Annotated in this window: 23 protein-coding genes and 1 pseudogene; 9 read left to right on the forward strand and 15 right to left on the reverse strand. The window is 35.9% G+C overall.

Going from position 1 to position 18,318, the window contains the following annotated elements; all coding sequences use genetic code 11:
• From ACI6MV_RS21465 to tnpA, 5 genes and pseudogenes are all read right to left on the reverse strand, one after another.
• A pseudogene (locus ACI6MV_RS21465) lies at positions 1-366 on the reverse strand (hypothetical protein); the annotation flags it as partial.
• 114 nt (positions 367-480) lie between these two features.
• A complete protein-coding gene (locus tag ACI6MV_RS21470) occupies positions 481-993 on the reverse strand; it encodes a hypothetical protein (RefSeq protein ID WP_407272377.1) in 513 nt (170 codons plus the stop codon).
• A 191-nt stretch (positions 994-1,184) separates the two neighbouring features.
• On the reverse strand, positions 1,185-2,771 hold the full coding sequence (gene tnpC, locus ACI6MV_RS21475) for an IS66 family transposase (RefSeq protein ID WP_407272378.1): 1,587 nt from the start codon (positions 2,769-2,771) through the stop codon (positions 1,185-1,187).
• Between the two features lie 64 nt (positions 2,772-2,835).
• Positions 2,836-3,192, reverse strand: coding sequence for an IS66 family insertion sequence element accessory protein TnpB (gene tnpB / locus ACI6MV_RS21480; protein WP_407272379.1), 357 nt, complete (start codon positions 3,190-3,192; stop codon positions 2,836-2,838).
• Positions 3,186-3,515, reverse strand: coding sequence for an IS66 family insertion sequence element accessory protein TnpA (gene tnpA, locus ACI6MV_RS21485; protein WP_407272380.1), 330 nt, complete (start codon positions 3,513-3,515; stop codon positions 3,186-3,188). The genes tnpB and tnpA overlap by 7 nt, the downstream gene beginning before the upstream one ends.
• A gap of 382 nt (positions 3,516-3,897) precedes the next feature.
• On the opposite strand from tnpA, the gene ACI6MV_RS21490 reads away from it, so the two are divergent.
• Genes ACI6MV_RS21490 through trpS form a run of 4 tightly spaced genes read left to right on the forward strand, consistent with a single transcriptional unit; the run spans position 3,898 to position 6,890 of the window.
• Positions 3,898-4,905 (forward strand): recombinase family protein, encoded by a 1,008-nt coding sequence (locus tag ACI6MV_RS21490; RefSeq protein WP_407272381.1) that lies wholly within the window; start codon positions 3,898-3,900, stop codon positions 4,903-4,905.
• Positions 4,902-5,372 carry a recombinase zinc ribbon domain-containing protein gene (locus ACI6MV_RS21495; RefSeq protein WP_407272382.1) on the forward strand — a complete coding sequence of 157 codons (471 nt, stop codon included), beginning with the start codon at positions 4,902-4,904 and terminating at the stop codon, positions 5,370-5,372. The genes ACI6MV_RS21490 and ACI6MV_RS21495 overlap by 4 nt, the downstream gene beginning before the upstream one ends.
• A complete protein-coding gene (locus tag ACI6MV_RS21500; protein ID WP_407272383.1) occupies positions 5,369-5,857 on the forward strand; it encodes a hypothetical protein in 489 nt (162 codons plus the stop codon). The genes ACI6MV_RS21495 and ACI6MV_RS21500 overlap by 4 nt, the downstream gene beginning before the upstream one ends.
• 37 nt (positions 5,858-5,894) lie before the next feature.
• Positions 5,895-6,890 carry a tryptophan--tRNA ligase gene (gene trpS / locus ACI6MV_RS21505; RefSeq protein WP_407272384.1) on the forward strand — a complete coding sequence of 332 codons (996 nt, stop codon included), beginning with the start codon at positions 5,895-5,897 and terminating at the stop codon, positions 6,888-6,890.
• 97 nt (positions 6,891-6,987) lie between these two features.
• Here trpS and ACI6MV_RS21510 read toward each other — a convergent pair whose 3' ends face one another.
• From ACI6MV_RS21510 to ACI6MV_RS21530, 5 genes are all read right to left on the reverse strand, one after another.
• Positions 6,988-7,755, reverse strand: a complete 768-nt coding sequence (locus ACI6MV_RS21510; protein ID WP_407272385.1) for a YjbA family protein — start codon at positions 7,753-7,755, stop codon at positions 6,988-6,990.
• 225 nt (positions 7,756-7,980) lie between these two features.
• Positions 7,981-8,196: a YuzI family membrane protein gene (locus tag ACI6MV_RS21515; protein ID WP_407272386.1), complete on the reverse strand. Its 216-nt coding sequence runs from the start codon at positions 8,194-8,196 to the stop codon at positions 7,981-7,983.
• 634 nt (positions 8,197-8,830) lie between these two features.
• Complete coding sequence (gene fabF, locus ACI6MV_RS21520) at positions 8,831-10,069, reverse strand: beta-ketoacyl-ACP synthase II (protein WP_407272387.1); 1,239 nt, start codon at positions 10,067-10,069, stop codon at positions 8,831-8,833.
• A gap of 80 nt (positions 10,070-10,149) precedes the next feature.
• A complete protein-coding gene (locus ACI6MV_RS21525) occupies positions 10,150-11,085 on the reverse strand; it encodes a beta-ketoacyl-ACP synthase III (RefSeq protein ID WP_407272388.1) in 936 nt (311 codons plus the stop codon).
• 65 nt (positions 11,086-11,150) lie between these two features.
• Entirely contained in the window at positions 11,151-11,303 is a 153-nt protein-coding gene (locus tag ACI6MV_RS21530; protein ID WP_407272389.1) for a hypothetical protein, read from the reverse strand.
• Positions 11,304-11,372: 69 nt separating this feature from the next.
• On the opposite strand from ACI6MV_RS21530, the gene ACI6MV_RS21535 reads away from it, so the two are divergent.
• Positions 11,373-11,600 carry a hypothetical protein gene (locus ACI6MV_RS21535; protein WP_407272390.1) on the forward strand — a complete coding sequence of 76 codons (228 nt, stop codon included), beginning with the start codon at positions 11,373-11,375 and terminating at the stop codon, positions 11,598-11,600.
• An 85-nt stretch (positions 11,601-11,685) separates the two neighbouring features.
• Here ACI6MV_RS21535 and ACI6MV_RS21540 read toward each other — a convergent pair whose 3' ends face one another.
• Positions 11,686-12,675: a BMP family ABC transporter substrate-binding protein gene (locus ACI6MV_RS21540; RefSeq protein WP_407272391.1), complete on the reverse strand. Its 990-nt coding sequence runs from the start codon at positions 12,673-12,675 to the stop codon at positions 11,686-11,688.
• A gap of 278 nt (positions 12,676-12,953) precedes the next feature.
• Positions 12,954-13,589: a Rossmann-fold NAD(P)-binding domain-containing protein gene (locus ACI6MV_RS21545; RefSeq protein WP_407272392.1), complete on the reverse strand. Its 636-nt coding sequence runs from the start codon at positions 13,587-13,589 to the stop codon at positions 12,954-12,956.
• 257 nt (positions 13,590-13,846) lie between these two features.
• On the opposite strand from ACI6MV_RS21545, the gene ACI6MV_RS21550 reads away from it, so the two are divergent.
• The gene (locus ACI6MV_RS21550) at positions 13,847-14,020 is read left to right on the forward strand and encodes a DUF2929 family protein (RefSeq protein ID WP_407272393.1); all 174 of its coding nucleotides are present in this window, start codon (positions 13,847-13,849) and stop codon (positions 14,018-14,020) included.
• A gap of 70 nt (positions 14,021-14,090) precedes the next feature.
• Here ACI6MV_RS21550 and ACI6MV_RS21555 read toward each other — a convergent pair whose 3' ends face one another.
• On the reverse strand, positions 14,091-14,411 hold the full coding sequence (locus ACI6MV_RS21555) for a hypothetical protein (protein WP_407272394.1): 321 nt from the start codon (positions 14,409-14,411) through the stop codon (positions 14,091-14,093).
• A gap of 99 nt (positions 14,412-14,510) precedes the next feature.
• On the opposite strand from ACI6MV_RS21555, the gene ACI6MV_RS21560 reads away from it, so the two are divergent.
• On the forward strand, positions 14,511-15,335 hold the full coding sequence (locus tag ACI6MV_RS21560) for an undecaprenyl-diphosphate phosphatase (RefSeq protein ID WP_407272395.1): 825 nt from the start codon (positions 14,511-14,513) through the stop codon (positions 15,333-15,335).
• A gap of 10 nt (positions 15,336-15,345) precedes the next feature.
• Positions 15,346-16,053: a Crp/Fnr family transcriptional regulator gene (locus ACI6MV_RS21565; protein ID WP_407272396.1), complete on the forward strand. Its 708-nt coding sequence runs from the start codon at positions 15,346-15,348 to the stop codon at positions 16,051-16,053.
• A gap of 45 nt (positions 16,054-16,098) precedes the next feature.
• Here ACI6MV_RS21565 and ACI6MV_RS21570 read toward each other — a convergent pair whose 3' ends face one another.
• Complete coding sequence (locus tag ACI6MV_RS21570) at positions 16,099-16,410, reverse strand: metal-sulfur cluster assembly factor (protein ID WP_407272397.1); 312 nt, start codon at positions 16,408-16,410, stop codon at positions 16,099-16,101.
• 114 nt (positions 16,411-16,524) lie between these two features.
• Complete coding sequence (locus ACI6MV_RS21575; protein ID WP_407272398.1) at positions 16,525-17,289, reverse strand: prolyl oligopeptidase family serine peptidase; 765 nt, start codon at positions 17,287-17,289, stop codon at positions 16,525-16,527.
• A gap of 148 nt (positions 17,290-17,437) precedes the next feature.
• Between ACI6MV_RS21575 and ACI6MV_RS21580 the strand changes: the two genes are divergently transcribed.
• Complete coding sequence (locus ACI6MV_RS21580) at positions 17,438-18,268, forward strand: Cof-type HAD-IIB family hydrolase (protein ID WP_407272399.1); 831 nt, start codon at positions 17,438-17,440, stop codon at positions 18,266-18,268.
• Positions 18,269-18,318: the final 50 nt, after the last annotated feature.

An 18,318-nucleotide genomic window follows, 5' to 3' on the forward strand; every position in this document is an offset into this window, starting at 1 on the left:
TAATCCAAATAGTATTGGTTCTAGATTATCTTTATTAGGTATTTGTGTATTATGTCGATTTTCAAAATGGTCTTTAACTTTTTTTGATGAGTATTGAAAAAACTCTTCTAGGAAGTTAAAGTCCCATGTATCCAATACATACTCCGAAATTCCTACGATATAATCCACTGAGGTATTAAAGAAGTTTGCATGTTGAGCGATTTCTTCCAGGGTTGGCCTTTCAGCATTGCTTAAATATTTTTGCAGAGTCAATCGGTTAAAACCCAAGTCCTCTAATAATGTATCTCCAGAAGTATTAAAACCATTAATTTCTAACAAATGCTGTAGTTGATTTCCTATCATTACTTTTGATACTTCGCTATTCATTTAATCTCCGCCCTTTCACGTTTGTATCCCCCATGTAATTATAAGTGGCTCTAATCAAGTATTTATAAAAACAAGACAATCCCTTTGATGTTGTGGTAGATGTTATAAAACCCGTTAACGAAGCATGAAATATCCCAGTATTAATGAAAATGGGATACTAAACACCATAACCCTTCCTTGCCAAGTAATCCCTTTGTTAATTCCACTCTCTTTATAATCATTTTTTGCTAAAATATAGCCTCTCAGAATACAGAACCTAAAAAATCCCCCAGCCAACAAAAACACTTGAAGATATAAACTAAGAATAAAATTGTCTGTTAAAACAAAAATGGCAAGACTTAATATAGTATAGGCAATAAATTTGCCAGCAAAAGCCCTGATGACAAAATACTTGGGGACGCACTCCTCTAATTCCTCTTCTTTTATTGGATAAATATTTAATATCACATTGAATATCACCCCACCCAAAATCAATATCCCTAAAGAAAAAATATAATAATTTATAGCTGGTATTCTGTAATGTAACCACATCATCGGTAAGGCTATAGTTGTAAAAATTCCTGAGTAGTAAATCATTAAGGCTAACAAAGCCAATTTGTGCCACAGAGAATCAATCACTTTCCCCATGTCCACTCACCTCCATTTTATTTAAAACTATTTTAACGCGTTTTCTCTAATTTCTCCGCCAATAATATTAAAGAAGTTAAGACCCATATCATTTTGAGTTTCATATTCTTAATTTATGACATCCTTGGGTATAAGTAAGCGTCAAATAACCCACACCTAGATATTTAGGCATGGGTTATTTTATACTGTACTTATGTTTTTAAAGTTGGACTTTGACAATGTTCTGGAATAGTAGATGACCAGGGAAGTAAGTGATCCACTGCTTCAATATTTTTTGTATCAATATTTGGTAGCTGCTCGAATAGGTACTTCAGATACTCGAATGGATGAAGTCCATTCTCCTTCGCTGTTTGAATGATACTATATACGATTGCACTAGATTTTGCACCTTTGGCTGTATTGCTAAACAAGAAGTTTTTTCTTCCAATTACAAATGGCTTAATGGTGCGTTCACTTCGATTATTATCAATTTCTAGTCTACCATCCTCTAAAAATACCACTAATTTCTGCCACTGGTTTCTACAATATTGAACGGCTTGTCCAAGTGCGCTTTTTGGCAATACTTTTGGTGCTTGCTTTTTTAGCCATTCTGAAAAAGCATCCAATAGTGGTTGGCTGCGTTCTATCCGTACTTGATGGCGTTCGTCTGCTGTTTTGTCCTGACAATCACGCTCAATCGCAAATAATTTATTACAATATTCTAACCCTTGGGTTACAGTTAACTTGGTTTTATCTGCACCTTTAGGTAAGGCTTTTAATGCCTCATCAAATTTCCTACGTGCATGACTCCAACATCCCGAGAGAGTGACATTCGGGATACTGTGATATCCTTGGTAGCCATCTACATGCAAATATCCATTGAAATCCTCTAAGAATTTCTTCGGATGTTTACTTGCACGGGTGCGCTGGTAGTCAAAGATGATATTCGGTGGCCGGTCCCTACCATTTCGGTAGAGCCACATATACGATGTTGATGTGGCAGACCGACCTGGCTCCCGCAACACCTGGAGGGTGGTTTCATCCGCATGTAGAATAGACTCCTGTACCAGGTGTTCTCGCATTCGGTCGTATAACGTTGATAACCAACGGTTAGCACCTTCGACAACCCAGTTTGCTAAAGTTTGTCGTGATAAGTGCACACCAAGATATTTTAATTGGTTTTCTTGTCTATACAACGGTAGGCCTTCGGCATACTTTTGACTCATAATATAGGCAATAATAGAAGGAGAGGAATAACTCTTTGCCAATACGGGGGCCGGCATAGGTGCTGTGACAACAGGTGTTTCCATACCTTCTCTTTCACAACGACGACATGCATATACGTGACGGACATGTTTTACCACTTTTACTTGTGCCGGAATGACCTGTAATTCTTTTCGTATTACTTCACTCATCTTATGTGTTTCATGGCCGCAACACGAACAAACCTGTTCTTCAGAGGATAGCTGATATTCGACTATCTCTACTGGCAGGTTCTCCATCATGGCTTCTCGTTTTCCACTAGCCTTCTTGCGTTTATATGTAATCGTATCAAGAGCAGGTTCTTCTAAATCTGGATTAGCTGTATCTTCTGCCTCATTAAATAGGGGCAAGTTTAATTGGTCTTCATTCGTTTTTTCACTAGATGTTCCAAATCTATGTTTTTGACTTAGTCGAAATTGTTCCTCATACCATTTCACTTTCGCCTCTAATTCAGCCTTGTCGAGTTCCAACTTTTCGCTACGCTCTTTATAATATTCAATTGTATGTTCTGAAGTTGTTTGCGTCGTATTTTTCATAGATTAATTATACGAAAAAGAACCCGACATGACTAGTCGAATTCTACATATTTCGATACTTTTTTTATAGAATAGTCCGTGCTTTCACCTCAGGGTGTGCCAGCTTTTGATTAATGGGCAATCCATCCAAAAGCCAACGAAGTTGGCGATGACTAACATGCATCGGTGTTGCTTCTTTTTCTGATGGCCAGTGGAACGTTCCTCGTTCTAACCTTCGGTAGTATAACCAAAACCCATTATGATGCCAATGAAGGATTTTTAATTTATCTCGCTTTCGATTACAGAAAACAAATAAGCTGGGAGAGAACGGATCAAGTTCAAAACACTCTTTTACAATTACAGCCAATCCATCAATCGATTTACGAAGGTCCGTACTTCCACGAGTTAAATAAACCTGTTCAAATGGCGTGTCATTTAACATTGCGTATGCAATACATGAACTACATTGGCTAATAGATTTGGATCGGTTCCTGGATGCACTTCCACCGAAGCTTTTCCAATATGGATAACAACAGATCCGTGCGGAGAAGGTTTATCTTCATTAGCCACTTCTACAGCCAACCATTTTGTATCTGAATCTTGTTGCAAAGGTTTCGTGTCAGAAACCTCCAGCTTTTTAATCCAATAATACAACTGATAATCTTTCAAATTATGTTCTTGGCACCATTTTGGAACGCTTAAGCCACTTTCCTTCCATGCCAGTACACGAGATTCCCATTCTATTCTCTTTTGTTCTTTGGTCATCACTTAACCTCCTCGAATTAATATCTAAGGAGATTATCCCATGTGTGATCAGTGAATAGAAGGTGGGTATTATTTGACGCTTACGGGTATAAGAATAAATATGGACAATCAAAATTTGCATCCTAAATTTTGTCCAATTATCAAACTGGTAACTGCGACTAATTCATTCTTTATCAAATTAGGAAAAAGGTAGTATAATTGTTTTATCTGAAGTGTCCTCTTCATACAAAAATTTTGTGCAAAAGACAAGGACAAAGTATTATTAAAAAGAAGCCTTGTAATCTTAATTTATTTTATACAAAGGTAAATACATATATAAGGTTATAACTCTTAATACAGAAGGGTTTTTACCCAAATTAATGGTGGAAATGGAGGTTATATAATGAAACTAGGTGCCGCTTATATACGAACAAGCGTAGATAAAACTGGAAACAAAATTAGTCCACAACAGCAATATAATGCAATTAAGGGCTTTGCAGATAACAACTCTATTACACTAGTTAATGAGGGTTATTACGATGAAGATGTTTCTAGTGAAAACTTTGAAGACCGTCCTGCTTTCCAACAACTGTTAGAAGATATTGATAAGTACAATATTAAGTACATTGTATTTTATGATAGCAGTCGTTACACTCGTGTAGTTAAAGACTTTATAAATATGACCACCAACTTACAGGAAAAAGGCGTTAAAATCTTCTTAGCAAATAGTGGTAAGGAAGTAAATCTCCTTGACTGGAACAATAACACAATGATGGATTTAATCCAGTCAATTTTTGACCAAAATATGCGTGAAGATGTGAGAAAGAAGGTAAAAGCCAATATAAATGAACTTGTAGATATGGGTTGCTATATAGGAGGTCCCATTCCGATTGGGCTTTCAATAGAAGAAGTAGAAATTAATGAAAGAAAGAGAAAAAGATATTGTTTAGGGGATACAAAAGAAATTGAGTTGGTTAAAAATATTTTTAAATGGTATTTAGAAGATGATAAAAGCCTAAGTGAAATAGTACGTTTAGCAGATGAGGAATTTGCCGATATTTTAAATGAAAATGATGTAAAAAAATACCGTAAAAATGGGACTGAGAACAATTATAATGGAGTGTACTTTAACAGTAAGAAAATCTGGAGAATACTTAGAAATCCATCTTACACAGGTTATATGGTAAAGAACAGAAGAGAAAGAATAACTAAAAAGAAAAGAAAAGATAGTACGATGGAAGAATGGTATTGGAGTAAAAATTTTAGAGAAGGAAAAGAACCCGATTTCACTCCAATTGTTTCATTTGAAAAATGGGAGAAGGTTCAAAAAAAATGCAAGCAAGAAAGCCTAAACAAGAGCACTATGATCCTCAAAGAGAAAATAGCCCTTATCTATTATCAAGCATGTTGAAGTGTAATGAATGTGGAAGGGCTATGAATGGTACTTATACAATAGGAAAAACAAAAAAAGATGGTACACGCTCAAAGTTTTATTACTATAAATGTGATGTAGCTATAAAAAGTAAAGGTCAAAACTGTAGTAATAAGAAAATGGTACGTTGTGAAAAGGTTGATAATATAGTTCTTGACATATTTGGTAATGCAACTGTACTGCTTAATGTATTAAAGACGTTATACAATTATCAAAAGGATGCATTAGAAAACAATACTGCATACCTCGAAAAAATTAATGAACTTGAAAACAAAATTAAAAAAGCGGAAATTGCAGAGCAGAATGTTATATCAAGTATTGGCGAAGTAACTGATCCAGATTTTAAGATGAAATTAATAAGTCAAGGTGAGGAATTATCAAAACAAATTAGACAGTTAAGAAAGCAGAAAAATGAATTAAATGTGAACAAGAAGAACAAAGCATGAAAAAAGTTAAATTGCAGGAAGTCGTAGGGTTATTACTTCAGCCTGAAACCCTTTATAAAAATCAAACAACTAAGCAAGTAAGAAATTATTTAAAACATGTGATAGAATCAATTGAGTATAAGCCTAATAAGGAAATTGTAATGAATTTAAAATTTGCGAAGAAGTCAATTAGCATCGCCACCGTACCTACTGAAAAGTTTAAAGAATTAAAACAAGAAATAAAAACGGAAAAAGGAAGAGTTAGTAAAAAGAAAGTAAAAGAACAAAATCAAATAGTCCTATTTAGTCTTTTAGCTACCTTATGGGATAAAGATCCAAACAAAATTGGAAAAGATGAGGTTAGTATAATAAACTTTATAATAGAGGCTTTAGATGAATTTAATGGGACGAATGAGGAATTAGCATACCCAAAGTTTAGTGGTACGGTGGCACACGGGGGTCTATTCGTCCCTTTTTTTCAAGGGAATGGAATGGGCTTTTTTTAATGCATTTTTTTATAAATAACATTTGAGGTGATCAATCATGAAAACTATTTTTTCAGGAATCCAACCGAGTGGTACACTAACCCTCGGAAACTACTTAGGTGCAATGAAGCATTTTGTTGAATTGCAAGAGGACAATAACTGTTACTTTTGCATTGTTGATGAGCACGCAATTACAGTTCCACAAGATCGCTTAAAGCTAAAGAACAATATCCGTTCTTTAGCTGCACTATATCTTGCTTCAGGAATTGATTCCGATAAATCGACACTATTTATTCAATCTGAAGTGTCTGCACATACGCAGCTAGGATGGATTTTACAATCAATTAGCTACATCGGTGAACTTGAGCGGATGACACAGTTCAAAGATAAATCAACAGGTAAAGATGCAGTTTCTGCTGGATTACTTACCTATCCACCACTAATGGCAGCAGATATTTTATTATACAAAACAGATATAGTCCCTGTTGGTGAAGACCAAAAGCAACATTTAGAGTTAACAAGGAATTTAGCACAGCGTTTTAATAACAAATATAATGATATATTTACTGTTCCAGAGGTTAGCATTCCAAAAGTAGGCGCCCGTATTATGTCTCTTCAAGAGCCAACAAAGAAGATGAGTAAATCGGATGACAATCAAAAAGCTTCTATCTTCATGCTAGACGATATGAAGCAAGTAGAGAAAAAAATTAAGAGTGCTGTAACCGATTCAGAAGGCATTGTTAAATTTGACAAAGAAAATAAACCTGGAGTATCCAATTTACTTAGTATCTTTTCAATATGCTCTGGCCGTTCAATAGAAGATTTAGAAGCTCAATATCAAAATGCAGGGTATGGCGAGTTTAAACAAGCTACAGCTAACTCGGTAATAGACACATTACAACCTATCCAGGATCGCTATTATGAACTAATTGATTCAGAAGAACTGGACAATATCTTAGATAAGGGAGCAGAAAAGGCAAATTACGATGCTTCAAAAATACTTGCAAAAGCCAAAAAAGCAATGGGACTTGGCCGTGTAAAGAAAAAGAAATAGCCTTAATAAATGCCCAACTGTCTCAAAAAACAGTTGGGCATTTCTATAACATATGGTATGTAAGTGCTAATACAACTTGAATTTAGCACAATAGACACTATAGCGTGCGCTTATACGTAGCATCTGGAATTTGATTTGTTTCTACTTCCCACATTTTTTCGAAAAACGGTTGACCTTTCACTAACTTTTCACAAAGCTCCTCATGTGCATTGCTCCACCCGGTAAGTACACCTTGATAAAGTTCATGCCACGCTTCTTCAAAGTCCATCTTTTTAATGAAAGGATAATTATCAGGTGCCCACTCGGTTAGCCAGTATCGAACTTCTTCTAAATTCTCTGTTTCCCCTAGCTGATCGATTGCCATCATTAATAATTGCTTAAGCTGACGTTCTTTTCGTGTCAGGCCTACCATAGAGGTAGGTGGTAAAGATAAAATGTGATATTCTTTATTTTGGTAATCTGAAGAAAAAGAAAATGCTTGCGGTTCTGTACCCTCAATCATTTCATAAACTAGACGTTCTTGCCTCGGGATTAATCTGCTTTTTCGTATCGGTAAATGGTACCCCATTGTATCAACAGCAACAATTGATTTGCCGTTCGTAACAATACATGCATATTCCAAAGCAATTCTTTCTTGGTTTTTCCTTAAATATGCCCGCTTATGAATAGTTTCTAACAAGGACTTAGGCAGATCCTGGAGATCATTTTCAATATAGTGGTACAAGACGTCGTTTATGTAAAGGATAGGTACTTGATCTAATAATTCAATACCGTCTTCTTTTCTCCACTCATGAAAAGGACAAACATTATAGCCATTCTCTTCTCCTTCGAACCAATTTACCCAGACATCGTGTAAATATAACATGTAGAACCCTCACTTTAATGAAATCTACCAAAGCCTGTTCAGAAAATATGCTTATCGATGCATGCACTCTACCGGCACCTTTTCTTGGTGATTTTGAACAGCTTCTTTTAGGATACATTATGACCACTCAAGGAAAATTTATTCTTTCTAACCAATTATTTAATAGGTTTAATTAATTTTATGTTCTTTTTTTATCCTCAAGATACAAAACCCCCGCTATTTAGCTTATGTTGAATTAGGTATGTCAGGTAATTTGAATAAAGCAATCGACATAATAATAATCCCAATTGGCAAAAAATAGCACTCAAAACGTCCTTGTATAAACATCAAATAGTCGATCAGCGATAGGCCTGCGGGCACCAAATTAATATAAGCGATAATCGTTACGCCACCAGATACAGCTAGTCCAAATCCTATCAAAAAAATAAATATATAGCCCATTCCCATCACCTAGCCTGTCCATTTCTTTATATATGTATATGTAGGATTGTCGGAATCATGAAAGTAAAATCAGCACATATGGAGATTAAAGCAACGAGCTAACGGTTAGCGTCGTATTGCCTGATGGGAACTTTACTAATCACTAGCTGGGAGTTATCTGTGGCTTAACTTGCTTCTTTAACTTTATAATTGAAATAAAATGCAACACAGTGCTCGAGATTTTTACTCACGCGTCTAGCTATACCAACAGCAAAGGTGCTAACCGGATTGAGCGGCCATATAAGCGCTTATTTAGTTTAAATTTTCAATTTCGATGATTTGACGGCCACCACAGCACTTATTTACCGAAACAACAAATTCATCCAAATAAGTGCGCTGGTGGCCGCACAATTCTAATAATGCCTCATATGTCACAGATAAGCGCTCTGGTGGCCGTCATCGACTCATCGACCGCAGTACAATGCCTCCTCCATTGCGCCTGTTTAACACTACGTCGGATTTTAGCTATTTACGGAATAACAACAATCTTTTAGATAACAGCCTATATTTATCATTAGAATTAAAAAAACAGCCAATTCAACTTAGTAATTGGCTGTTTTACTTATTTATTCAATTCTTTAATTATTAATTAATTTTATTGGTATTTCTTAAAAATTAAAGTTGCATTATGTCCACCAAAACCGAGTGAGTTATTCAACGCATAATCAACATTCTGCTTTCGTGCTTGATTTGGAATATAATCTAAATCACAATCCGGATCAGGTGTTTCATAATTGATTGTCGGCGGTACAACACTGTCCTGTATCGCTTTAATACAAGCGATTGCTTCGATTGCCCCGGCTGCACCAAGTAAATGACCAGTCATTGATTTTGTAGATGATACTGCTAGTTGTTTCGCATAATCGCCAAATACTTGTTTAATTGCTAATGTTTCAAATGAATCATTTAATTCTGTACTTGTTCCATGTGCATTCAAGTAATTAATTTGATTCACATCAATCCCCGCATCCGCAATAGCTTGTTTCATTGAACGTACCGCACCTTCTCCTTCAGGTGCTGGGGAAGTAATGTGGTATGCATCACCAGCTGATCCATAGCCAACGATTTCCGCATAGATCTTCGCACCACGGTTTTGTGCAGATTCTAATGTTTCTAATATTAGCACTCCAGATCCTTCGGCCATAATAAAGCCATTACGATTTTTATCAAAAGGACGACAAGCTGTCTTTGGATCTTCGTTAAATGACAAAGCTTTAGCCATCGAGAAGCCTGCGAATGACATTTGTGTAAGTGGTGCTTCTGCTCCACCTGTAATCATGATGTCAGCATCGCCACGCTCGATCACTTTGAATGCATCACCTATTGAGTTTGTTCCAGATGCACAGGCAGTCACAGTACAGGAATTAATACCTTTCGCTCCCAATTGAATCGAAACTTGTCCCGATGCCATATCTGGTATAAGCATTGGCACGAAGAATGGACTAACACGTCGATAGCCTTTTTCTTTAAACCTATTAAATTGCTCCTCATAAGTTGCCATTCCGCCAATACCTGACCCTATCCATACACCTACTCTTGGTGCAAGCTCATCAGTTATGTCTAAATTCGCATCTTCTACTGCCATTTTCGCGGCAGCGACAGCATATTGAGTAAATAGATCCATACGCTTTGATTCTTTTTTATCCATGTATAGTGCTGGATCAAAATCTTTCACTTCTCCAGCTACTTTCGCAGGAAAATCATCCTTATTCACCTTTGTTACTTGCGTGATGCCTGATTGTCCATCTAACAAGCTACTCCAAAACGTTTCTACATTATTGCCAACCGGTGTAATTGCTCCTAAGCCTGTAATTACTACACGTCTTTTTTCCACAATCGTTCTCCTCCTTATCATCCGCCATTTCAGCGACCTACTTTTCGATTAAAGAATGAACTATAAGATTTAGTAAATGCTTAAATTCCCCAACGGAGCGCAATTGCCCCCCAAGTAAGACCTCCACCAAATCCAACTAAAACAACTAAATCATCTGTTTTGATTTTACCGTTTTTTACTTCTTCAGACAAAGCGATTGGTATCGAAGCCGCTGATGTATTGCCGTATCTTTTTACAGAACAAGCCATCTTGTCTTGTGATATTCCAAGTTTCTCCCTCGCCGCTTCCATAATCCGAATGTTAGCTTGGTGTGGAATCAGATAATCAACGTCTTCTTTATTGAAACCAGCTTTTTCAACTACATTTACCGAAGACTCTGGCATTTGTCTGACAGCGAATTTAAAAACTTCTCTTCCATTCATACTAATATAATCTTCATTTTGTAATAAATGCTTTCCACCGCTTCCGTCTGCACCTAATTCAAATGAAAGAATTCCTTTTCCTTCACTAACTGGACCAATGACTGCAGCACCTGCTCCATCACCGAATAACACACATGTGTTACGATCTGTCCAATCAGTAATTTTAGATAACTTTTCTACCCCAACTACTAATATATTTTTGTAAGTGTTTGTTTCAATAAATTGTTTCGCAGTAATAACTCCGTATACAAAGCCAGAGCAAGCAGCACTTAGATCCATTGCTGCAGCACGAGTTGCCCCTAGTTTATCTTGTAACATACATGAAACAGAAGGAAATGGTGTATCAGGTGTTACTGTTGCAACAAGAATCATATCTAACTCTTCTGCTGAGATATTTGCATCCTTAAGTGCTTCAACCGCAGCTAAATAAGCCATATCAGAAGTGTCCATGTCATCTTCTGCAATTCTTCGTTCTTCAATTCCTGTTCGTGTTCTAATCCACTCGTCATTCGTATCAACGATTTTTTCCATATCTAAGTTGGTAAGAACCTTCTCCGGAACATAATGTCCTGTACCAATAATCCCTGCATTCATCTCATATCCCAACCTCTCACGGCTTTATTATCAAATATTAATACTTGGTACTAATTTTAATCGATTTATAAAACATAATCAAGTATCTCATCTGACTCAATATAATAAGTAGCTAATTCCACCTTTTGCAACAATATATAGTTTGAAGATTGCTTTATCGAACTATATGCTAACTGAGAATGGGCATTTAATTGATTTAATATGGATGTTTTTTTCATACAATGGGACAATCGCCTTCTCTAAATCAAAGGATTATAAATATGATAACTATAAGGAGGTGTTTGTACATGGCAGACGAAGAAAGCAAACAACAAAAGGTTCATCCATTCGATCAAATGATGTTTGGTCCTAAAGCTAATCGGCCTTCTAAACAAAAAGACGAACCAGTTAAAGAGTCGGATAATGATGACTCGATTGATTTGTTCGGAACAGCTCAAACAATGATGGAAACATATGGTCAACTATCCCCCTATGTTAAAAGTATTTCCAATATGTTTAAGAGCTTCAAATCATAGTTAACAAATAAAAAACGAAGGTTGCTCGTATCAATACGAACACCTTCGTTTTCTTTAATCTGATTTCAGTAGGGATTAAAAGTTCTCAATTAGTAAAGTTAGTTTCATTAGGCAATAAGTTGGATTCTTTATATTCCTCTACCGATTGTTCAATACTTTCCTTAAAATATTCAGGTACTTCTTGACTAAATTCCCCTAAAGCGATGACTCCATCCTGAAAATCGTACGTCTGTACACCGCCGTTCAATTTTCCTTGATTAAATTTTTTTGCCGCTAACAAATATAGCTGGTCAACGTATTGAATTGTGCTTGTTAATACAGAACTTTCTCCAATATCTGACTGTTCTGTTACAAAACCAATCGAGTATAGGTTTGATTCTTTTACCTTTTCAATTATAGGTACGCTAAATGAATCTCCTGCTGGATAAAATACATCAACATTTTGCGCACGTAATTTTTCAAAATACTGCATGGCTTGATCAACATCATCCCAAGCATTTACAAATTCCATGTGAACCGTCGCTTCTGGATTTTGATAGTTAACACCTTCAAAAAAACCTTCAATTTCCGGTTGCCATTCATATGCTGCTATAACACCAACTTGGTTCGTAGTAGTCATTTTCCCAGCGACCATGCCACCGAAAAACCCCATTGCATTCGAGCTGAAATTTAAACTGGTTAATCGCTCACCCGTATAGCCTCCATTAAAGTATACAAAGTGGATATCAGGATATTCCTGCTGTATTTCTTTAAAGAATTTACCGTATACACTACTATGTCCAAAAATGAGGTTGACGCCTTTATTACTAAATTCCTCAATTGCTCGATATACTTGTAGTTCCGTTTGAACTCCCTCTTTGAAGTAAACGTCTACGTCGAATTCATTCTTTATTTCAAGCAGTCCTAAATATCCTTTTGTTCCCCATGCTTGGTCGTGAATCGAATCTTCCACTAACATGCCAACTCTTTGTATATTTCCATTGTCAAAATAGGAACCGCACCTAGATAATATAATAATTGCAAAAGCAAATATGAGCACAAGTATAATAGTAAGTCCTTTTTTCAAGTTACGCACTCCTATTCCAATCGTCTGTACTAGCTATATTTATTCTACATCTTATACAACAGTGCGTAAATCTATTTTAACATTACATATTAGAAGTTCTTCAGAAAGTCACTAAATTATCAGCGGCTCATCTTTTCGTTGTCTTATATTTCCGACCTTGCAAAAGGTAAACACTTTTCCTTATCTCTTGTAGGAAAAGCCTACATTCCCGTTCTAAAAATTGCGCCACCTCAACCTGCTCGCTACTAATTCGGCCCCTTTTTTTAACACGCATTATCAAGGATAACTTAGTTATCATATAAGAAACTGAATTGTTGATAATGTTTATTACACTTTTCAAGCCGATCTTTCATCAATTCCTTTTCTGGAATGTATATTGTATTTTCACTATCATTTTCATCCCTTACATCTTTCGTCAAGGATTTACACTTCACAATATGACCTAAATCTTGATTTAGTATTTGTACAAAGGAATATACAAAATCCTCAATATAGATAGCTTGATTACGGAAGATTTCTGATTCAAACTCAATATAGTTACCGTTAAACTCTATCCCATCTTCCGTTCTATTCATCCATTCTCCATACAATAAAGGAATCTCTACTTGTGTATATCCACTTACGTCGTCATCTAAAGCTTGATTGACTAGCTTGAAACACCTTTTTGTTTGCAAACCTTTACTATCTAAAGATCGATTATCTACATTAATTACAGTTTTAATCTCGTCATATTTTTTATGATTTTCTAACTCTTGCTTAGACTTTACATGCTGAAACGAACTATTTCTTCCGATAAACATTTGCAAGTTTTCCTGTTTCTCTGTTTCAATTTTGTCTAGTCCAATTACCTGTTCACCTTTATCTAACAGCACTTGCGTAAGGTGATATCCGATCCAGTCAAAAGTTCCTATGACCAAAAACATCGTAAACCTCCTTTTCTACATTCTTTTAACATGTATATGTGAAGATTGCCTATAATGACAAAATACATAAAATTGACTGTCTTATTAAGAAAATATTTATTTTTTTTATGATGTTTGATAAACTAATGAATAGAGTGTGGTTATTAATTTGCCGTTGATTACAACCTATACTATGTCAGCTATGGGCGTAGTTGTCTCTTGCTATCCTTTTAATGAGGAAATCGTACTAATTACATTAGATTAAATGAGGTGAAAGCATGCGCTACTTTTGGACATTCGTATGGGCTTTATTAATTAGCTCTACAATTTCGTATGTACTATCGAGTATGGCTGGAGATACGCTTCAAATTGCTCCTGTGATTTTTATAGCCGCAGTATTTACATTTGTTATCATTCTTCTCGGAGATGGTATCTTGAAGCAAGAAGAATAATAGTAAACAGCATTTAAAATGAAACCCTTGCCAACAGGGAAATGGCAAGGGTTTCCTATTATCTTGCGTTCTAAAACCAAGGTAGAACACTAAGTGCCGTTAAAGCTGCTAATGGTAAAACTAAACGGTTGAATCTACCAGGTCCATACCCATAGCCCGGATAACCGTATCCCGGTCCATATCCGTATCCAGGATAGCCAAATCCATAACCAAAGCGTTCTTCGTTTTCACGGCCTGTGTTAGGTATAGCTAAATATACATAGTCATTGTCTACATGCGTTACAATCCCATCAATTTTGTTACCATCCACCATTTCTACAAGTACATAGTGATGTATATGCTTTGTGCATAAATCGTACATATGATGGTGACTACGCGTGTGATTAATCATCTAAAAAAACCTCCTCCTATACGCTATAGCCTATTCCATTGTGTATAGCAGTGTGATGGAGTGAATGGAAAAAATCGTTTTATATTTGGGAGGGTATTTATGGAATCATTTGTTGATTTTTGGTTATTAATTAAGTATGTATTTTTAGGTTTATTTCAAGGTTTTACTGAACCTATACCGATTTCTTCTAGCGGACACCTCGTGATGTTAAAAAACTTGTTTGACCTTGATCTAAAAGGATTATCATTTGAAATCTTAGTGAATTTTGGTTCATTAATTGCTGTTATTGCTATTTATCACAAAGATATTTTAAGATTAATGCAAAATGGCTTGCGCTTTATTATGACAAGGGATCAACAAGCTAAACCGGACTTTATGTTTATCATTTATTTAATTATTGCTACAATACCCGCTGGTGTGATTGGCTTGTTGTTTGAAGAACAAATTGGGAATACCTTCAATCGCACGGAGATGGTTGGTATTACCTTAATCATTACTGGTTTCGCTTTATGGATCATTCGAAATATAAGGGGTAGTAAAAATGATGGCGCACTGACTGTTAGAGATGCGATTATTGTAGGGTGTGCACAAGCAGTTGCACTAATACCAGGTATCAGTAGGTCAGGAGCGACAATTGTAGCAGCGATGCTTTTAGGAATGAAACAAAGTACCGCTTTACGCTTCTCATTTTTACTTTTCATTCCAGTTAGTTTAGGAACTGGTTTACTTTCTATTGATAACATCGTGAATGATCCTAATTTTAATGTTTTATGGATTCCTTACGCACTTGCTTTCATCGCATCAATTATTGCTACTTATTTCTCATTAAAATGGTTTATGAGCATCATGGCGAAAGGGAATTTAAAGTACTTTGCTTACTACTGTTTTGTTGTTGGCGCATTAGCATTCTTTTTCCTAGGCTAAAGGAGGTTTCATGCTATTGATAAATTCAAGGGTAAATCTAGCCTTGTCTAGTGAATTGAAGGACCTACTAACTGGTACAGAGCTTACGATACAGATTAATAAGAACCAATTCCTGTTTCAGCAAGGCGAAGATGTTAATGAGGTTTATATTATTCAATCTGGTACCATCCAAATTGGAAAAAGCTCACCTGATGGCAGAGAATTGACTTTACGAATTTGTAAAAAAGGAGATATCATTGGTGAACTCGCTGTCTATTCCGATAATGTTAAATACTTACTAAATGCGAAGGCAATGGAAGATAGTCAAGTGGTCATAATTAAGAAGCATTACTTAGAGGAAAAACTGCTCCACAACCCACAATTAGCTATGGAATTCATGAAAGCTATGAGTGATAATTTCCGAAGAGAACAAACAAAAATTCGTGATCTTGTGATGAATGGTAAAAAAGGTGCGCTATACTCAACATTAATCCGCTTAAGCAATAGCTACGGAATAGAGCTTACAAATGGAATTCTGATTGACATCATGTTAACCAACCAGGAAATTGCAAACTTTTGTGGAACCTCGCGTGAAAGCGTAAACCGGATGTTGAGCGATTTAAAGCGCGAAAAAATTATCGATACACAACATAATAAAATCATTATCTATAACTTACAGCATTTAAAAGATGAAATAAATTGTGAAAACTGCCCGATTGTCTTATGTAGCATTGACTAAAACAAAAGCCCTTTCCTCCGAGTCCGGAGAAAGGGCTTTTGCTAATCAATCTGGAATTCCAAGTGCGATTTTCGCATAACGGGACATGCGATCTTTGGTCCACGGTGGATTCCAAACAATATTTACTTTCACATCTTTCGCTTCTGGAATATCATCCATCACGCGTTTTACATCTTCTTCAATATGAGCTGCTAACGGGCACCCCATTGCAGTCAATGTCATTGTCACGGTAGCAAGTCCAGCTTCATCTAAATCGACACCATAAACAAGACCTAAATTAACAATATCTATACCAAGCTCTGGATCAATAACCGTTTCCAGAGCTCCCATCATATTATCTTGTAAAGCTTGATCCATTTTATTCCCTCCTTGAACATCGTTATGTCTATTATAAACATAGTCCATGCAAATTTTAAATAATTTCTATTGTAGTTGCAAGAAACTAGCTCTCATTTTCCTATTAGAAGTATTCTACAACTGCAGTTCAAACCAATCAACCGTCTCCAAAACCGCATATCTACTTACTTTATGATCTCTACCTGGTTCACGCAAGAATCGTATGCTTTCCGGGTTCTTGTAAGAAGGAATCACTGCTTCATAGAAGCTATAGGAATGATCAAATGGAACAACTGAATCATTTTCACCATGCCAGAAGAAAAGTGGTCGTTGGTTCAATTTCTCCATCTGTTTTGATAAGTCGATCTGTTCTAATGTTTTAAATATTAATTCAATTTCGTTTTCTGAAAGTGGCAATTGAGCTTCTTTCTTTCTAATATTGCTAATTAATGCTTTTGCGTATGCTGTTATTTTCGGTGAGCCCATTAATATTGCTGCGGTCTTAATCCACTCATACTGCGTTAAGGCTGCAGCAGTAGTGATTCCACCCATGCTTGTCCCAGCCAAACCAAAGCGATTGTCTTTAATCCAATTTCGTTTATCTAATTCTTGCTTGATTACGTATAGATCTTTTATATTTTGTTCGACTATATAAAAAAAATGTAATTCTCTTTCTTTGTTGTTTACCCCATTGTCTCTTTCACCATGATATAAACAATCCGGTAACACTACACGGTACCCTTTTTCTGCCATAAGAAAAGCTAGTGGCAAATTGTGCTCCTTTGCACTCGTGAAGCCATGAAGGTATGTAAGAACTGGTAAAGCCGAATCGCTATGTTTATCATCTACAACGATTAATACTGGTATCTCTTGCCAATATTGTTTATGAATTTCAATCATTACGTCCTGTCCCTTCTTATTTATATTGCTATTCTTTTATCATAGTATTTCAAAGAGCGACTTGCAAAGCATAACCTTTTCTCCGAGAAAATCTTTACATAATAATAAATCACCTATAAACTATAATTACTATAAGAGGTGATAACATATGGAAAACAAAAGACATTTAATTGCACTTGATTTAGATGGGACATTATTGACAGATAAAAAAGTCATCAGTGACCATACAAAAAAAACAGTACTAAAAGCCAAAGAACAAGGTCATATCGTTGTGATAGCAACAGGTAGACCACACAGGGCAAGCATTAACTATTATAAGGAATTAGGTTTAGATACTCCGATGGTAAATTTTAATGGAGCTTTAATCCACCATCCAATAGATAAAAAATGGGATGCACTACATACTCCTTTACCTAAGCGTACAGCCTTGAAAATAGTCCAAACTTGTTATGACTTAAATGTTCATAATGTACTTGCTGAAGTAAAAGATGATATTTACTTGGATCAATATGATGAAGAACTAATGGATATATTCGGTGCCAACGAACAAAATAAAATAACGATAGGTAGTTTGAAAAATGAATTACAAGAAGACCCTACATCAATACTTATCCATCCACGTGAGGACCATATACAACAATTGAGGGATCGTTTAGATGATGAACATGCGGAAGTAATCGAGCACCGAAAATGGGGTGCGCCTTGGAACGTTATTGAAATTGTTCGAAAAGGCTTGAGCAAGGCTGTAGGTTTACAAAAAATTGCTCACTATTATCACATACCACAAGATCGAATCATTGCCTTTGGAGACGAGGATAACGACTTGGAAATGATTGATTATGCGGGGGTAGGCGTGGCAATGAACAATGCAATTGAAGAACTAAAAGCAGTGGCCAAACATGTTACAAAAAGCAATGAAGAAGATGGTATTGGAAAATTCCTTGAAGAATACCTCGATTTACAGTCAAAAGCACTCTAATCATAAGGTTTCCATAAATTATCAAGCATGAATTAACGTAGTCAAACCAT

Source organism: Radiobacillus sp. PE A8.2, assembly GCF_045635475.1.
In the GTDB taxonomy this organism is placed as follows: domain Bacteria; phylum Bacillota; class Bacilli; order Bacillales; family Amphibacillaceae; genus JBJGXI01.

Excerpts from the sequence above, each read along its gene's own strand:
- ACI6MV_RS21565 (WP_407272396.1), top strand. The coding sequence starts at position 15,346 with ATGCTATTGATAAATTCAAGGGTAAATCTAGCCTTGTCTAGTGAATTG.
- ACI6MV_RS21560 (WP_407272395.1), top strand. The coding sequence starts at position 14,511 with ATGGAATCATTTGTTGATTTTTGGTTATTAATTAAGTATGTATTTTTA.
- ACI6MV_RS21515 (WP_407272386.1), bottom strand. The coding sequence starts at position 8,196 with ATGGGCTATATATTTATTTTTTTGATAGGATTTGGACTAGCTGTATCT.
- ACI6MV_RS21545 (WP_407272392.1), bottom strand. The coding sequence starts at position 13,589 with ATGTTTTTGGTCATAGGAACTTTTGACTGGATCGGATATCACCTTACG.
- tnpB (WP_407272379.1), bottom strand. The coding sequence starts at position 3,192 with ATGTTAAATGACACGCCATTTGAACAGGTTTATTTAACTCGTGGAAGT.
- ACI6MV_RS21490 (WP_407272381.1), top strand. The coding sequence starts at position 3,898 with ATGAAACTAGGTGCCGCTTATATACGAACAAGCGTAGATAAAACTGGA.
- ACI6MV_RS21570 (WP_407272397.1), bottom strand. The coding sequence starts at position 16,410 with ATGGATCAAGCTTTACAAGATAATATGATGGGAGCTCTGGAAACGGTT.
- ACI6MV_RS21470 (WP_407272377.1), bottom strand. The coding sequence starts at position 993 with ATGGGGAAAGTGATTGATTCTCTGTGGCACAAATTGGCTTTGTTAGCC.
- ACI6MV_RS21510 (WP_407272385.1), bottom strand. The coding sequence starts at position 7,755 with ATGTTATATTTACACGATGTCTGGGTAAATTGGTTCGAAGGAGAAGAG.
- trpS (WP_407272384.1), top strand. The coding sequence starts at position 5,895 with ATGAAAACTATTTTTTCAGGAATCCAACCGAGTGGTACACTAACCCTC.
- ACI6MV_RS21525 (WP_407272388.1), bottom strand. The coding sequence starts at position 11,085 with ATGAATGCAGGGATTATTGGTACAGGACATTATGTTCCGGAGAAGGTT.
- ACI6MV_RS21535 (WP_407272390.1), top strand. The coding sequence starts at position 11,373 with ATGGCAGACGAAGAAAGCAAACAACAAAAGGTTCATCCATTCGATCAA.
- ACI6MV_RS21575 (WP_407272398.1), bottom strand. The coding sequence starts at position 17,289 with ATGATTGAAATTCATAAACAATATTGGCAAGAGATACCAGTATTAATC.
- ACI6MV_RS21555 (WP_407272394.1), bottom strand. The coding sequence starts at position 14,411 with ATGATTAATCACACGCGTAGTCACCATCATATGTACGATTTATGCACA.
- ACI6MV_RS21580 (WP_407272399.1), top strand. The coding sequence starts at position 17,438 with ATGGAAAACAAAAGACATTTAATTGCACTTGATTTAGATGGGACATTA.
- ACI6MV_RS21550 (WP_407272393.1), top strand. The coding sequence starts at position 13,847 with ATGCGCTACTTTTGGACATTCGTATGGGCTTTATTAATTAGCTCTACA.
- tnpC (WP_407272378.1), bottom strand. The coding sequence starts at position 2,771 with ATGAAAAATACGACGCAAACAACTTCAGAACATACAATTGAATATTAT.
- ACI6MV_RS21530 (WP_407272389.1), bottom strand. The coding sequence starts at position 11,303 with ATGAAAAAAACATCCATATTAAATCAATTAAATGCCCATTCTCAGTTA.
- ACI6MV_RS21500 (WP_407272383.1), top strand. The coding sequence starts at position 5,369 with ATGAAAAAAGTTAAATTGCAGGAAGTCGTAGGGTTATTACTTCAGCCT.
- tnpA (WP_407272380.1), bottom strand. The coding sequence starts at position 3,515 with ATGACCAAAGAACAAAAGAGAATAGAATGGGAATCTCGTGTACTGGCA.